Origin of the sequence: Pseudomonas sp. REP124 (genome assembly GCF_020164475.1) — a bacterium.
In the GTDB taxonomy this organism is placed as follows: Bacteria; Pseudomonadota; Gammaproteobacteria; order Pseudomonadales; family Pseudomonadaceae; genus Aquipseudomonas.
This window is the reverse complement of record NZ_JAIQWX010000040.1, coordinates 17,103-31,333: the sequence shown is the minus strand read 5'-3', so window position 1 is coordinate 31,333 and position 14,231 is coordinate 17,103. Positions and strand designations below refer to the sequence as shown.

Below are 14,231 nucleotides of genomic sequence, written 5' to 3'. Positions count from 1 at the left end.
CATTTCCTCCGCTGCCAACCGCTGTCGGCACCTTTTTTTGTGACGGAGAACATGCGTGTGGATGAACAAGGCGGGTGGCTGGCAGAGCGTTTGCCGGTCAGCGTTTACCTGCGTAAGCCGCTTCCCTGGCGATAATCTCGCCCAGCGTACTGCTCACGGGCGTCATCTACGCCGGTGAAAAATCCTTTGCCATCAATGACATCGGACCTCTCTTCGTGGATGACCGGCCCTGCGAGCGATGCGTAACGGTTGTGAATCACTGGAGTGACAAAAAATTGTCACAACAACCCGCTCCGCGTCCCTCCCCTCCAGCACTTCTCCGCTCCATGTCGATAAGTGGATTGGAACTTTCGCAAAACCCTGATGAGCGCCCTAGAGCTCATAAAACAAGGGCTTCGCAACTGAACAATGTGCTGGATTTTGCAGAGCGCATAAGTTTTTTTCGGCATAACCATTATGAGAAAACCTTCTTAGCTTCTCTCCAGAATGTTCTTAGCTCTGATGTAAAACCCGTGAAACGGTTTTCCTATAAATGTCGTCAATAAATTGGCGACGATAAAGCACCATCAGGACGTCAGGGAGATGCACCATGCGCCGCCTTAACCCCCTCTGTTCCGCAGTTTTACTGGCCATGGCCTGCACCTATCAGGCTCAAGCCATGAACCTGACCGAAGCCATCCAGAGCACTATTGCAACCCACCCGGAACTGGCATCGCGGGTAGACAGCCGTCTGTCGGCTGATGAAGACGTGAAGGTCGCCAAGGGCGGCTTTTATCCGTCGGTCGATTTGAATGCCGCCTACGGGCGCGGCTACAGCGATAACACCAACACCCGGGCGTTCGGCAATCACCACACCTCGATCCTCAATTACACCCAGTCGGAACTGCGGCTGCGGCAGATGCTGTTCGACGGTTTCAACACTGCCAACGAAGTCGAGCGCACCAAAGGCGTGGTCAACTCCCGCGCCTATTACGCTCAAGGCACCGCACAGGACCTGGCCCTGCGCACGATCGAGGTCTATCTCGAAGTCCTCAAGCGCCGCGAACTGGTGACCCTGGCCCAGAACAACCTGCAGGCACACTTGCGGGTCAACGATCAGATCGGTCTGCGTACCGAACGCGGCGTGGGCAGTAACGCCGACGCCGACCAGTCCACCGCTCGTCGAGCCCTGGCGGAAAACAACCTCGATACCGCCCAGGTGGACCTGGCTGACGCCGAGTCGAATTTCGCCGCTGTGGTCGGGCGCCTGCCCGACGAACTGGAAGCCCCGCCTTCGATTCGCGGAGAACTGCCGGCAGGCTTGCATGAAGCCCAGCAGAGCATGGTGGATAACAACCCTTATCTGAAATCCGCCCAGGCCGACGTGCAATCGGCCGAGAGCCAGTACGAAGTGGCCAAGTCGCCGTTCTATCCACGCTTCGACGCCGAAGCTGCGGTGGGCGCGAACAACAATATTCAGGGCGACAAGGGCCATGACAATGAATGGCGGGTCGGTGTGGTGATGAACTACAACCTGTTCCGCGGCGGCAGCGACAAGGCGCGCCTGCAATCGGACGCGCACAAGATCAATCAGGCGATGGACATCCGCAACAATGCCCTGCGCCAGCTAAACGAGAACATCAACCTGGCGTGGAACGCCATGGTCAATGCCAAGAAACAGACGCCGACCGCCCGTGAATACGCCGATACCAGCAAACGCGTACGCATGGCCTACCAGGACCAGTTCGGCCTCGGCCAACGGACCCTGCTCGACCTGCTGGACAGCGAAAACGAACTCTACAACGCCAACCGCCGCTACACCGAAGTACGCTACACCGAGGAATATTCGATGTACCGTGTACTGGCGAACATGGGCCAGTTGCTGAGCAAGCAGCGGGTGGTGCTGCCTGCCGATGCGATTGCCCAGGCCGAGGTGAAGAGCGAAGCTCGTTTGCCTGAGCTCAAATAAAAAGCCCGGTCCGCGTGTAGGAGCTGCCGAAGGCTGCTCCTACACGATGTGGTGCGTTGTTCATCTGTTTCTGTCCTGCCATTTACCGGAGCGTTCAATGTGACCAGCATGGAACCCGGCAACACCGGTGTCGATCCGCGCCTGAGCTTCGATGACCCGCTTCTGGACGGTCTGTTGATCCTCTGCAAACTCCACGGTGCAACCGTCAGCCGCGCCAGCCTCAGCGCCGGGCTGCCCATGGCCAAGCAACGCATGAGCCTGGACCTGCTGCCCCGCGCCGCGGCCCGCGCCGGCTTGCAGGCGCGTCTGCTGCGCCGCGAACTCAAGGACATTTCCCCGCTCAACCTGCCGGTGTTGCTGTTGCTCAACAACGACCGCACCGCGGTGCTCAGGCGTATCGGCGAAGACGGCCGGGTGCTGATCCTGCCCAGCGAAGCCGACGGCGGCGAACAATGGATCAGCCCCGAAGAACTCGCCGAACACTACAGCGGCCAGGCCCTGTTCGCCCGCCCGCGACATGAACTCGAAGATCTGCGCTCGCCGCTGGTGCCACGGGTGCAGGCGTGGTTTCGCGACACCCTGAAGCTGTCGAAATGGCTATACAGCGATGCGATCCTGGCAAGCTTCCTGATCAACCTGCTGGGGTTGATGGTGCCGTTGTTCGTGATGCAGACCTACGATCGCGTCGTACCGAACCAGGCCACGTCGACCCTGTGGGTGCTGACCATCGGCCTGCTGATCGGCACCGGATTCGAGCTGGTGCTGCGAGTGGTGCGCGCGCACCTGCTGGACACCGCCGGCAAGAAAACCGACGTGATCCTTTCCGCGACTTTGTTCGAGCGCATCACCGGCATGGCGATGAAAGCCAAACCGGCGACCATCGGCGGCTTCGCCCAGAGCATCCATGACTTTCAGGGGCTGCGGGAATTTCTCACGGCGGTGACCCTCACCAGCCTGATCGACCTGCCCTTCGCCCTGCTGATGCTGCTGGTGATCGGCTTGCTCGGTGGCTGGCTGGTGGTGATTCCGATCCTGGCGTTTCCGATCACGATCATTTTCGCCATGGTGATTCAGGCGCGGCTGCGCGACACCGTGCAAAAAAGCCTGAGCCTGGGCGCCGAACGTCAGGCCCTGCTGATCGAAACCCTCGGCGGCCTGGAAACCCTCAAGGCCTGCAGCGCCGAAAGCGAACGTCAGCACAAATGGGAAAGCACCCACGGCGCCCTCACCCGCCTGGACAGCCACGCACGCAATCTGGCGGCGTTCGCCACCAACGGCACCCTGTTCATCCAGCAGTTTTCCGGTATGGCGACCATTGTCGCCGGGGTCTACAGCATCATCGCCGGCAACCTCAGCGTCGGCGCCCTGGTGGCGACCTACATGCTCGGCAGCCGGGTCCTGGCACCGCTGGGGCAGATCGCCGGGCTGATCACCCGTTACCAGCAAGCGCAACTGACCATGAAAAGCACCGACGCCCTGATGGCCCTGCCCCAGGAGCGCGATGCCCGCCAGCGGCCGCTGGAGCGCACCCACCTGCAGGGCGCACTGGACGTGGTCGGCGTGACCTTCCGCTACAACGGCCAGAGCGCGGCGGCGCTGGCCAACATCAGTTTCAGCGTCAAACCCGGTGAACGGATCGGCATCATCGGTCGCAGCGGCTCCGGCAAAAGCACCCTGGCGCGCATGGTCATGGGCTTCCTCGAACCCGAGGAAGGCCAATTGCTGCTCGATGGCCTGGACCTGCGGCAAGTGGACGTCGCCGACCTGCGCCATCAGATCGGTTATGTCGCCCACGACCTGCCGCTGCTGGCCGGCAGCCTGCGCGACAACCTGACCCTCGGCGCGCGCTACATCAGCGATTCGCGCATGCTCGAAGTGGCGGAGCTGACCGGCGTTACCGAACTGGCCCGGCAGCACCCGCAAGGCTTCGACCGCCCTGTGGGCGAGCGCGGACAACTGCTCTCCGGCGGCCAGCGCCAGGCTGTGCTGCTGGCCCGTGCCATGTTGCTGGATCCGCCGATCATGCTGCTCGACGAACCCACCAGCGCCATGGACAACAGCAGCGAAGACGTACTGCGGCAAAAACTCCACGGCCTGGTCCAGGGCAAAACCGTGCTGCTGGTCACCCACCGTACTTCGATGCTCAGCCTGGTGGATCGGTTGATCGTGCTGGACAACGGGCGGATCGTCGCGGACGGGCCGAAAGAAGCGGTTATTGATGCACTGCGCAAGGGCCGTGTCGGCTCTGCGGCAGTCTAGGAGTCGGCCATGTCTGCTTCCGAACCGATTACCCCCAAGGGACGCGGCTACTTCGACAGCTTTAGCAAAAGCGCCGAGGCCGAATTCATGCCGGAAACCGCCGGGGCCTCGCTGGAGGATTCGCCGCGCTGGTCGCGGATCACCGTGTGGCTGGCGGCGGCGTTGTTGATCAGCGCGGTGGTCTGGGCCAAATTCGCGGTGCTGCAGGAAGTCACCATGGGCGAAGGCAAGGCGATCCCGTCGAGCAAGGTACAGGTGATCCAGAACCTTGAAGGCGGCATCGTCACCGAGATCTTCGTGCGCGAAGGGCAAATGGTGAACAAGGGCGACACTCTGCTGCGCCTGGATGACACGCGGTACCTGTCAAATAAAGGCGAAAGCGAGGCCGATCGTTATGCCCTCACCGCGCAGGTCGAACGGCTGTCGGCGGAAGCCGAAGGTCGGCCGCTGAAGCTGTCGGATGAAGTGATCGCCAAGGCGCCGCAAGTGGCCGAAGACGAGCGTGCGCTGTACGACCAGAGGCAACGTCGGCTGGCAAGCGAACAACGGACCCTGACCGAACAGCTTCGGCAGAAAACTCAGGAGCTTGCGGAGTTCCGCTCGAAAGCTGGCCAGTACAGTTCAAGCCTGGCGCTGGTCAATCAGGAAATGGGCATGTCCGAACCACTGGTCAAGACCGGCGCCGTTTCGCCGGTGGAGATCCTGCGGCTCAAGCGCAGCGCCGTGGAAATCCGCGGTTCGCTCAACGCTACCAACCTGGCGATCCCGAGGGCGGAATCGGCGATTGCCGAGATCCGCAGCAAGATCGACGAATCGGAACAGACTTTCCGTTCGGAAGCGGCCAAGGAGCTGAACGAGAAACGCACTGACCTGTCGAAAATCACTGCATCGAGCATCGCCATCGACGACCGCGTGACCCGCACCACGGTGGTTTCGCCGGTCAAGGGCATCATCAAGCTGCTCAAGGTCAACACCATCGGCGGCGTGGTGCAGCCGGGTAGTGACATGGTGGAAATCGTGCCGTTCGAGGACAACCTGTTGATCGAGGCCAAGGTACGGCCACAGGACGTCGCGTTCCTGCATCCGGGGCAGAAGGCAATGGTCAAGTTCAGTGCCTATGACTACACGATCTATGGGGGGTTGAGTGCGAAGCTGGAGCTGATTGGGGCGGATACCATCACTGACGACAAGGGCAACAGCTTCTATTTGATTCAGGTGCGTACCGACAAGAATCATTTGGGTGGGGATGCGAAACCGCTGCTGATCATTCCCGGGATGGTGGCGACGGTGGACATTATTACCGGGGAGAAAACGGTGCTGGATTACCTGCTCAAGCCGGTGCTGAAGGCCCGTACCGAGGCGATGCGGGAGAGGTAGTCAGGCCGTTGGATTTGTGTTGATTCATCTGGCCTCTTCGCGGGCAAGCCCGCTCCCACAGTGTCGGTGTCGAACCCAAATTCTGCGACCAACACGAAACCTGTGGGAGCGGGCTTGCCCGCGAAGAGGCCGGCACAGGCAACACCTATTTCGGCCCATGATTACGCTGAAAGGTCTCCTCCCCCATCGCCGCAATCTGCCCCTCGATCAACGCCTCGAACGGCCTCAACAACGGCTCGAACGAGGCCGGCGCTTCCAGCACCTGTAACGCCTGCACGATCGCCTCTATCGTCGACAACGCCCCCGGCCCCGGTGCCTTGCGCAACCGATAGCGGGACACACCGCCCTCGACCAGGGTCACCCTGGGCAATGCCGCCAGCAACGGATTGAGGTGCAGCATCTTGCGCGCCTTGCGCCAGGTGCCGTCCGGGACCACCAGCAGCAATGGCTCATCTGATTCGACATAAGTCTGCATCGGCTGCGCCTCGTCGCCGGGAAACAGCAACCGCGCACGGTATCCCGGCTGATTCAACAACCGGGGCAAATCTTCGAACACCTCGCCGACGATCAACTCGGCGTTGGTCAAACCCAGTGCCGCCAGCCGCGCCGTATTCAGCGCATGATTCACTTCACTGGGATGCTGCAACAGCAACACCCGGGTACGACTGTCGAGGCTGGGGATCAGCGGGCAGAGGCAGTGGCTTTGCGGACGCAGGCAGCGCGAACATTGAATTCTGGACATGGTGCTTTCCTCAAGTCGCCTGGTTCAGCTGCGCTTTGAGCAGATCGCGGAAGGTCTGGATCAGCGGCTCACGGCTGCGACCGCGGCGCACGATCATCGAGAACGGTGCCTGATAACCGAAGGTCGCCGGCAGCAACACACGCAAGTCGCCCTTGTCCGCCCAGGCCTGGGCATAGTGCTCGGGCAAGTAACCGATATAGGCACCGGACAGCACCAGAATCAGCTGCGCTTCCATACTCTCCACCGTCGCCGCGCTGTGCTTGAAGCCGTGGCGCGCCAGCTCGGCCTGGCTCCAGTAGCCGCGACCGACCATGCGCTGTTGGGTGATGACCTGCTCGGGAATGCGCCGCTCATTGAACAGCGGGTGCCGGTTGCTGCAATACAGCCAGTGCTGTTCGCGGTACAGCGGCATGTACACCAGACCGCTCATCCGCGTGGAAAACGCGCCGATGGCCAAGTCCAGGCGGTTGTCCTGGACACCCAGTTGCAGTTCGTAGGGACTCATCACCGACAAGTGCAGGTGTACCGCCGGGTGTTCCTGGCTGTAGGCGCCGATGGCTTCGGCGAACGGCAGGGCCTTGTCGCTGACCGTCGAGTCGATCACCCCCAGGTTCAGCGTGCCGCGCAATTCGCCCTTGAGCGCGGCGGCGTACTGCTCGAATCCTTCCAGCTCACCTAAAAGACGCAGCGTCTCCTGATGGAACAACTCGCCCTTGCTGGTCAGGCTGAAACCGCCCCGCCCGCGATGGCACAGCACCAGGCCCAGGGCCGATTCGAGCTGGCTCATGTAGGTGCTAATGGCCGACGTAGAGAGGTTGAGCTCCTGCTGGGCATTGGCAAATCCCTGATGCCGCACCACGCTGACGAAGATGCGCAATAGTTTCAGGTCGGGTAAAGCGTTGGCCATGCAAGGGCTCCGGATAGGGCTACTTGTGGTGAAGGACTTGCCCTAATGACAGCCCGTCAAAAGTCGAACAGCCGATAAGGTCATTGTGGCGAGGGGGCTTGTCGAAACGTCGCACCGCCCCGTTGGGCTGCGAAGCGGCCCTAAAAGATGGGACTGCTGCGCAGTCCAACGGGGGCGAGCCCCCTCGCCACAGGTTTAGGTGCGGTTTGCGAATGGAGGGAGTCTACCGCCGCCCTCAGCATTAGTTTAGAAAAATCTGAACTAAGTATTTGCCCGTAGCGATTCTTCCCGGCCACTACATTTCGCAGAATCGGTCCAAAGCGGCGCCTGCCTCCGTGAGCGGGCTCGACTGCATAAATAAAACAATGACGATGAGGCCTTTCCCGTGGAAAAGATTCTTCACCAACCACTGGGCGGCAACGAAATGCCGCGCTTCGGCGGCATCGCCACCATGCTGCGACTCCCCCATGTTCCTACTGCTGCCGGTCTGGACGCTGCCTTCGTTGGCGTGCCGCTGGACATCGGTACCTCCCTGCGCCCTGGCACCCGTTTCGGGCCGCGTGACATCCGCACCGAATCGGTGATGATCCGCCCGTACAACATGGCCACCGGCGCTGCTCCGTTCGACTCGCTGTCGGTTGCCGACATCGGCGACGTGGCGATCAACACCTTCAACCTGCTCGACGCCGTACGCATCATCGAAGAAGCCTACGACAACATCCTGGAACACGATGTGATCCCGATGACCCTGGGCGGCGATCACACCATCACCCTGCCGATCCTGCGTGCCATCCATAAAAAGCACGGCAAGGTCGGCCTGGTGCACATCGACGCCCACGCCGATGTGAACGATCACATGTTCGGCGAGAAAATCGCCCACGGCACCACCTTCCGTCGCGCCGTCGAAGAAGGCCTGATCGACCCGGACCGCGTCGTGCAAATCGGTCTGCGCGCCCAGGGCTACACCGCTGACGACTTCAACTGGAGCCGCAACCAGGGCTTCCGCGTGGTCCAGGCCGAAGAGTGCTGGCACAAGTCCCTGGATCCGCTGATGGCCGAAGTTCGCGAGAAAGTCGGCGGCGGTCCGGTGTACCTGAGCTTCGACATCGACGGCATCGACCCGGCCTGGGCGCCTGGCACCGGCACCCCGGAAATCGGCGGCCTGACCACCATTCAGGCGATCGAGATCATTCGCGGCTGCCAAGGCCTCGACCTGATCGGCTGCGATCTGGTAGAAGTCTCGCCCGCTTACGACACCACCGGTAACACCTCGCTGCTGGCCGCCAACCTGCTGTACGAAATGCTCTGCGTACTGCCTGGCGTAGTCCACCGCTGAGGATCGGCCAACGATTTCGCAGCCTGGCTCGGTGAACCCGGCTGCGCTTTCCGCGCTTTCGAACCCTGCCGGTATTGCGTGATACCTGGCACCCGGATGCGCCAGTTCCACAGGCGATGCGACAGATCGCCTGACCCGTAGAAGCGATGCTTGCCCGCGAAGAAGGATGACGCGGTATGCCTGGCAGACTGTGCAAAGCGGTTCGCGGGCAAGCCTTGCTCCTACAGATTGATTTCCTGCCTCACATAAAAAAGACAATCGGAGACCGCCATCATGGCATTGGATTTATTCGTCGTACTCATCTACGCAGCCGCGATGTTGATACTCGGCTACTACGGCATGCGCAAGGCCAAGACCAACGAAGAGTTTCTCGTTGCCGGTCGTAACCTGGGCCCGACGCTGTACATGGGCACCATGGCGGCAACGGTTCTGGGTGGCGCGTCCACCGTCGGCACCGTGCGCCTGGGCTACGTGCATGGCATCTCCGGTTTCTGGCTCTGCGCCGCACTGGGTTGCGGGATCGTGGCGCTGAACCTGTTCCTCGCCAAGCCGCTGCTGAAACTGAAGATCTACACCGTTACCCAGGTGCTGGAAAAACGCTACAACCCGATGGCCCGTTCCGCGAGCGCGGTGATCATGCTGGCCTACGCCCTGATGATCGGCGTGGTCTCGATCCTGGCAATCGGCACCGTGCTGCAAGTGCTGTTCAGCCTGCCGTTCTGGTTGTCGGTACTTGTCGGCGGTGGTGTGGTGGTGATCTACTCGGCCATCGGCGGCATGTGGTCACTGACCCTGACCGACATCGTCCAGTTCATCATCAAGACCGTGGGCCTGATGTTCATCCTGTTGCCGATCTGCATGTACCGCGTGGGCGGCTGGGATGAGCTGGTCACCAAACTGCCGGCGGCGAGCTTCAGCTTCACCACCATCGGTTGGGACACCATCATCACCTACTTCGTGATCTACTTCTTCGGCATCCTGATCGGTCAGGACATCTGGCAACGGGTGTTCACCGTCAAGACCGCCAAAGTCGCGCAATACGCCGGTACCGCTGCCGGTGTCTACTGCATCATCTACGGTCTGGCCTGTGCTTTGATCGGCATGGCCGCTCACGTACTGATCCCGGATCTGGACAACGTCAACAACGCCTTCGCCGCGATCGTGAAACTGTCCCTGCCGGACGGTATCCGTGGCCTGGTGATCGCTGCCGCACTGGCTGCCATGATGTCCACCGCCAGCGCCGGCCTGCTGGCCGCTGCAACCACCCTGAGTGAAGACCTGCTGCCGAAACTGCGTGGCGGCAAGCAGTCGAGCCTGAGCATGAACCGCCTGGTGACCCTGCTGACCGGTCTCGTGGTTCTGGGTATCGCCCTGGTAGTGAACGACGTGATCAGCGCCCTGACCCTGGCTTACAACCTGCTGGTGGGCGGTATGTTGATCCCGCTGATCGGTGCGATTTTCTGGAAACGCGCGACCACCGCCGGCGCCATCGCCAGCATGGGCCTGGGCTTTGCCACTGCCCTGCTGTTCATGGTCAAGGACGGTCTGGATGCCAACACTCCGATCTACTACAGCCTGGCGGTAGGTCTGGTGAGCTTTGTCGTGGTGAGCCTGATGTCCCGCCGCCCTGCGCCGGTGGCGAGCGCCATCTAAGCCGAACATGACAATTTGATGCTTTCTTCGACGGGTGTGGCGTCGGTCGCCACACCCGTTTTTTTTCGCCCGGAGAAAACCTCGATTGACGAGCGGCAGCGCTCACCCCGCTGAAGCCTGCTGTACTCATCTTCAGGAACCCTTCAGGAACTCGCAGGGACGATAAAACCCGACGCACCCGAAGAACCATCATGAAAAAAGCCGCCGTCCGCGCCGCCGTGCACCGCTTCATCAGCCGCCTGCTGGAGAATCAGGAAGACTTCGACGACAACGCCAGCCTGGCGCAGTTGGGATTGGACAAGACGGACATCGAAGAACTGATCTTCCATCTGGAGGATGAGTTCGGTTTGACGGCGTTCACCGCCGAGGAAGACCAGATGCTCAAGACGGCCAGGACGGCGAATGACTTGAGTCGGTTTTTGATGGAGATTGGGCGGCATTGAGTGACTGACTTGTCATCAAGTCATCAAGTCATCGCGGGGAGCGGGCTTTTGTGGCGAGGGGGCTTGTCGAAACGTCGCACCGCCCCGTTGGGCTGCGAAGCAGCCCCAAGACCATTCAATCCGGGTGTATCAGTTAGAAAGCATCAGGCGATTTTACGACTGCTTCGCAGCCGAGCGGGGGCAAGCCCCCTCGCCACAGGCAGCCCATTGCCACAGGCATCGCCCTCAAGAGGCGACGTTACCGGCGGCGCTGCTGACGTCGACGCTGTTCGTCATCGGTGCGAATCGGCACAGGTTGCAGAGGCGGTTCGATCAAACCGAGCGCGACACCCAGGTCATGCAGCCAGTTTTGAATTTTCTCTTTCATGTTGCCCCCTTCAGGGTAATGCCGAGCGACCCAAATTCTTGATCGCTTCGAACTGATAATAGTCCGAAGTCCAGAGCAATGCTCGCCCAAAGTGGCAATGATCTGTTACTGAATCCATCACAATCGGAAACGATTAAATCATGCAATCGCCTTGGTCTGGCGCGGCGCCGACGGAAAGAGCGTCTGCTGCTCCTCGATCCAGGCATTGAGGTTGGCGCCGACCATGCCTTTGCGCCACATCAGCCAGGTCGTCGCACTGGCGAACGCCTCCGGCAGTGGGTGCACCGCCACACTTTCGCGCCCCGGCAGGCTGGCAAGCATCGACTCCGACATCAGCGCCACGCCGGATCCTGCGATCACACAGGCGAGCATGCCCGGATAGGACTCGATCTCGATCGCCCGGCCCATGGCCGCCTGATCGTGGGAAAACCAGGACTCCAGACGCATCCGGTAGGAGCAGCCCTGGCGAAAGGTGAACACCGAACGCCCTTCCACATCCCGCGCGCTCTGCACCGGCGGATGATCGGCCTCGCTGATCAGCACCATGCGCTCCTCGCAAAGCAGCACGCCATCGAGCACCGCCAGCCCCGGCGGGCCGTCTACCAGCGCCGCATCGAGCCGTCCGGTGAGCAAACCTTCGAACAATTCGCCACTGGGGCCGGACTGCACTTGCAGGTTCACCGCCGGATAACGCCGGTGATAACGCGCCAGCAGCGCGGGAAGGTGAATGGCGGCGGTGCTGTACATGGTGCCCAGCACGAAGTCGCCGGCAGGTTGCCCGCCCTGCACCGCCGCATGGGCTTCATCGTGCAGGGCGAACAGCTTGGCGGTGTAGTCCAGCAGGACTTTTCCCGCCGGTGAAAGCTGCAAACGCTGACGCTCGCGAACGAACAGCTCGACACCGAGCTGTTCCTCGAGCTGTTTGAGCCGGGTCGACAGGTTCGACGGTACACGGTGCAGGCGCTCGGCGGCACGGGTGATGGACTCTTCCTGCGCCACCGCCTGAAAGATGCGCAATTGGCTGAATTCCACGCCATTCTCCAAACAAGAACAAGTCACCCACTATTGTTCTTTTACAAAGAATGTCAATCGAATCGGCCAAGCGGCTTCAGGACTGACCCAACGCCTTGCGCAAGCGCCGACGCAGCCACTGCTCGGCACTGACGAAGGTGATGCCCAGCAGCACCAGCACCGCCCCGATGACGAAGTTCAGGCTGAGCTTTTCACCCAGCAACACCACGCCGAAGGTGACGCCGAACAGCGGCGTCATGAAGGAAAACACTGCCAGGTTCGCGGCCAGGTAGCGACGCAGCAGCCAGAACCACACCAGATAGCTGAAGAATGACACCACCACGCCCTGGAACAGCACGCTGGTCAGGGTCACGCCGGTCAGGCTGACGTGGGTTATCTGGCCGCTTAACAGTGCGATCAGCAGCAGGCCGACGAAGCCGACGATCAACTGATAAAACAAGGTCAGAGTCACCGGCGCCTCAGACAGCCGCGAAGCCCGCACCACCACCGTGGTCGCGCCCCAGGCGGCACCGGCCAGTACGCCCAGCGCATCGCCCATCAACATGCGCGGATCGAGGTTGTCCCAGGACACGCCACCGGCAAACGCAATGGCGATGCCAATGAACGCCAGCAGGATCCCCAGCCATTGCAGCGGTCGCAGGCGTTCGCTCGGCAACAGCCAGTGCACGCCCAACGCGGTGAAGATCGGCGCGGTGTAGAGGAACACCGACATGTGCGCGGCCGTGGTCAATTGCAGGCCTTCGGAAATGAAGAAGAACTCCAGACCGAACAACGCGCCGGCCAACAAGCCACCGCGCCAGGTGCCGCCCACCTGATCCCAGCCGCCTTTCCAGCAGATCAGCAGGCCGACCAGAAGCGCGGATATGCCTGAACGCGCGGCCGCCTGCATGACCGGCGCGATATCCGGTGCCGCCCATTTGATCATCACCTGCTGGACGCCCCAGACCAGACACAGAACCAGCATCACCTGCAGGGCAAAACCATCGGCGCTGCGTCGGGTGACGCTCATCGGGAAACCTCTCTTGAACAATCCATGGCAATGACTCGGCAGTAAAAAGCAAAACCCCGGCGCGGGGCCGGGGCGAGAATCATATTGTTACTCGAACTCAGGTCAATTCAATGCGATCGGCATGAATAACGATCTGGCCATTCTTGTACAACGCACCGATGGCCTTCTTGAAGTTGCCCTTGCTGACGCCGAACATGTCGCTGATCACCGTCGGATCGCCCTTGTCGCTGACCGCAAGGCTGCCGTTGTTCTCGCGCAACTTGGCGAGAATCTTGGAATTCAGGCTGGTGGCCGCTTCCTGGCCGACCGGTTGCAGGCTCAGGCTGATCTTGCCATCGCCGCGCACTTCCTTGATGAAGCCTTTCTCTTGCTTGCCGGCGCGCATGAACTTGAAGATTTCGTTCTTGTGGATCAGGCCCCAGTGCTTGTTGTTGATGATCGCCTTGAAGCCCATGTCGGTGGCTTCGGCGACCAGCAGATCGACTTCCTGGCCCGGCGTGTAGCTGGCCGAGGTCTTGTCCAGGTAGCGGTCCAGGCGCGTTGTCGCGGTGATGCGACGGGTGTGCTTGTCGAGATAAACGTGCACCACGGCATATTCGCCGGCCTTCATCTGACGTTTCTCTTCCGAGAATGGCAGCAACAGATCCTTCGGCAGTCCCCAGTCAAGGAACACACCGATACTGTTGACTTCAACTACTTTCAAACTGGCGAATTCACCGACCTGAACTTTCGGTTTTTCGGTAGTTGCGATTAGTTTGTCATCGCTGTCCAGATAAACAAAAACGTTCAGCCAGTCTTCATCTTCGCTGGGAATATCTTTTGGAATATAACGATTGGGCAAAAGAATTTCGCCGTCCGCGCCACCGTCCAGATACAAACCGAAGTTAGTGTGTTTAACCACTTGCAAACTGTTGTAACGCCCGACTAAAGCCATGTCCAATACCCTCATTACGTGGGCGGCATTCTACCCGGTTTTACCGGTTGCGTCGGGCGGCGGAGCATGCCTGACGAGAAATTCCATCCCAGGCCTTCATTTTCGCGAGCTTTGCCGGGGCAACCGGCCGTTCGTCAGACCGTGGCCTGGGTTAGAGGCGCTCGCCGCCAGCCCGCAGACTGAAATTTTCCGGACCACGTTTTTTATTTAAAACAGCGACTTAG

The 14,231-nt window shown here is 60.7% G+C and carries 12 protein-coding genes; 6 read left to right on the top strand and 6 right to left on the bottom strand.

Annotated features, from left to right (window positions below; translation table 11 throughout):
• Nucleotides 1-589: 589 nt before the first annotated feature.
• The 3 genes from K9857_RS12620 (at nucleotide 590) to K9857_RS12610 (ending at nucleotide 5,584) form a co-directional block, all read left to right on the top strand.
• The gene (locus tag K9857_RS12620) at nucleotides 590-1,948 is read left to right on the top strand and encodes a TolC family outer membrane protein (RefSeq protein WP_224536180.1); all 1,359 of its coding nucleotides are present in this window, start codon (nucleotides 590-592) and stop codon (nucleotides 1,946-1,948) included.
• Nucleotides 1,949-2,047: 99 nt separating this feature from the next.
• Nucleotides 2,048-4,207: a type I secretion system permease/ATPase gene (locus K9857_RS12615; RefSeq protein ID WP_224536178.1), complete on the top strand. Its 2,160-nt coding sequence runs from the start codon at nucleotides 2,048-2,050 to the stop codon at nucleotides 4,205-4,207.
• A gap of 9 nt (nucleotides 4,208-4,216) precedes the next feature.
• Nucleotides 4,217-5,584, top strand: a complete 1,368-nt coding sequence (locus tag K9857_RS12610; protein WP_224536176.1) for an HlyD family type I secretion periplasmic adaptor subunit — start codon at nucleotides 4,217-4,219, stop codon at nucleotides 5,582-5,584.
• A gap of 145 nt (nucleotides 5,585-5,729) precedes the next feature.
• Here the strand turns inward: K9857_RS12610 and K9857_RS12605 are convergent, their stop codons facing one another.
• Nucleotides 5,730-6,326: a tRNA-uridine aminocarboxypropyltransferase gene (locus K9857_RS12605; RefSeq protein ID WP_224536175.1), complete on the bottom strand. Its 597-nt coding sequence runs from the start codon at nucleotides 6,324-6,326 to the stop codon at nucleotides 5,730-5,732.
• Nucleotides 6,327-6,336: 10 nt separating this feature from the next.
• The gene (locus K9857_RS12600) at nucleotides 6,337-7,233 is read right to left on the bottom strand and encodes a LysR family transcriptional regulator (protein WP_224536173.1); all 897 of its coding nucleotides are present in this window, start codon (nucleotides 7,231-7,233) and stop codon (nucleotides 6,337-6,339) included.
• Between the two features lie 385 nt (nucleotides 7,234-7,618).
• Here K9857_RS12600 and speB point away from each other — a divergent pair, with 385 nt between their 5' ends.
• The 3 genes from speB to K9857_RS12585 all read left to right on the top strand — a co-directional run bounded on the left by speB (nucleotide 7,619) and on the right by K9857_RS12585 (nucleotide 10,665).
• Complete coding sequence (speB, locus tag K9857_RS12595; protein WP_224536172.1) at nucleotides 7,619-8,569, top strand: agmatinase; 951 nt, start codon at nucleotides 7,619-7,621, stop codon at nucleotides 8,567-8,569.
• Between the two features lie 273 nt (nucleotides 8,570-8,842).
• Nucleotides 8,843-10,222, top strand: a complete 1,380-nt coding sequence (locus K9857_RS12590; RefSeq protein WP_224536170.1) for a sodium:solute symporter — start codon at nucleotides 8,843-8,845, stop codon at nucleotides 10,220-10,222.
• 191 nt (nucleotides 10,223-10,413) lie between these two features.
• The gene (locus K9857_RS12585) at nucleotides 10,414-10,665 is read left to right on the top strand and encodes a phosphopantetheine-binding protein (RefSeq protein WP_224536169.1); all 252 of its coding nucleotides are present in this window, start codon (nucleotides 10,414-10,416) and stop codon (nucleotides 10,663-10,665) included.
• 238 nt (nucleotides 10,666-10,903) lie between these two features.
• Here K9857_RS12585 and K9857_RS30280 read toward each other — a convergent pair whose 3' ends face one another.
• The 4 genes from K9857_RS30280 to K9857_RS12570 all read right to left on the bottom strand — a co-directional run bounded on the left by K9857_RS30280 (nucleotide 10,904) and on the right by K9857_RS12570 (nucleotide 14,007).
• On the bottom strand, nucleotides 10,904-11,032 hold the full coding sequence (locus K9857_RS30280) for a PA1414 family protein (protein ID WP_007914492.1): 129 nt from the start codon (nucleotides 11,030-11,032) through the stop codon (nucleotides 10,904-10,906).
• A gap of 138 nt (nucleotides 11,033-11,170) precedes the next feature.
• On the bottom strand, nucleotides 11,171-12,064 hold the full coding sequence (gene ptrR, locus K9857_RS12580) for a putrescine utilization regulator PtrR (protein WP_224536167.1): 894 nt from the start codon (nucleotides 12,062-12,064) through the stop codon (nucleotides 11,171-11,173).
• 76 nt (nucleotides 12,065-12,140) lie between these two features.
• Entirely contained in the window at nucleotides 12,141-13,073 is a 933-nt protein-coding gene (locus K9857_RS12575) for a DMT family transporter (RefSeq protein WP_224536165.1), read from the bottom strand.
• Between the two features lie 97 nt (nucleotides 13,074-13,170).
• Complete coding sequence (locus K9857_RS12570; RefSeq protein ID WP_224536163.1) at nucleotides 13,171-14,007, bottom strand: S1 RNA-binding domain-containing protein; 837 nt, start codon at nucleotides 14,005-14,007, stop codon at nucleotides 13,171-13,173.
• Nucleotides 14,008-14,231: the final 224 nt, after the last annotated feature.

Excerpts from the sequence above, each read along its gene's own strand:
- K9857_RS12585 (WP_224536169.1), top strand. The coding sequence starts at position 10,414 with ATGAAAAAAGCCGCCGTCCGCGCCGCCGTGCACCGCTTCATCAGCCGC.
- K9857_RS12575 (WP_224536165.1), bottom strand. The coding sequence starts at position 13,073 with ATGAGCGTCACCCGACGCAGCGCCGATGGTTTTGCCCTGCAGGTGATG.
- K9857_RS12570 (WP_224536163.1), bottom strand. The coding sequence starts at position 14,007 with ATGGCTTTAGTCGGGCGTTACAACAGTTTGCAAGTGGTTAAACACACT.
- K9857_RS12600 (WP_224536173.1), bottom strand. The coding sequence starts at position 7,233 with ATGGCCAACGCTTTACCCGACCTGAAACTATTGCGCATCTTCGTCAGC.
- K9857_RS12610 (WP_224536176.1), top strand. The coding sequence starts at position 4,217 with ATGTCTGCTTCCGAACCGATTACCCCCAAGGGACGCGGCTACTTCGAC.
- K9857_RS12605 (WP_224536175.1), bottom strand. The coding sequence starts at position 6,326 with ATGTCCAGAATTCAATGTTCGCGCTGCCTGCGTCCGCAAAGCCACTGC.
- K9857_RS30280 (WP_007914492.1), bottom strand. The coding sequence starts at position 11,032 with ATGAAAGAGAAAATTCAAAACTGGCTGCATGACCTGGGTGTCGCGCTC.
- K9857_RS12620 (WP_224536180.1), top strand. The coding sequence starts at position 590 with ATGCGCCGCCTTAACCCCCTCTGTTCCGCAGTTTTACTGGCCATGGCC.
- K9857_RS12590 (WP_224536170.1), top strand. The coding sequence starts at position 8,843 with ATGGCATTGGATTTATTCGTCGTACTCATCTACGCAGCCGCGATGTTG.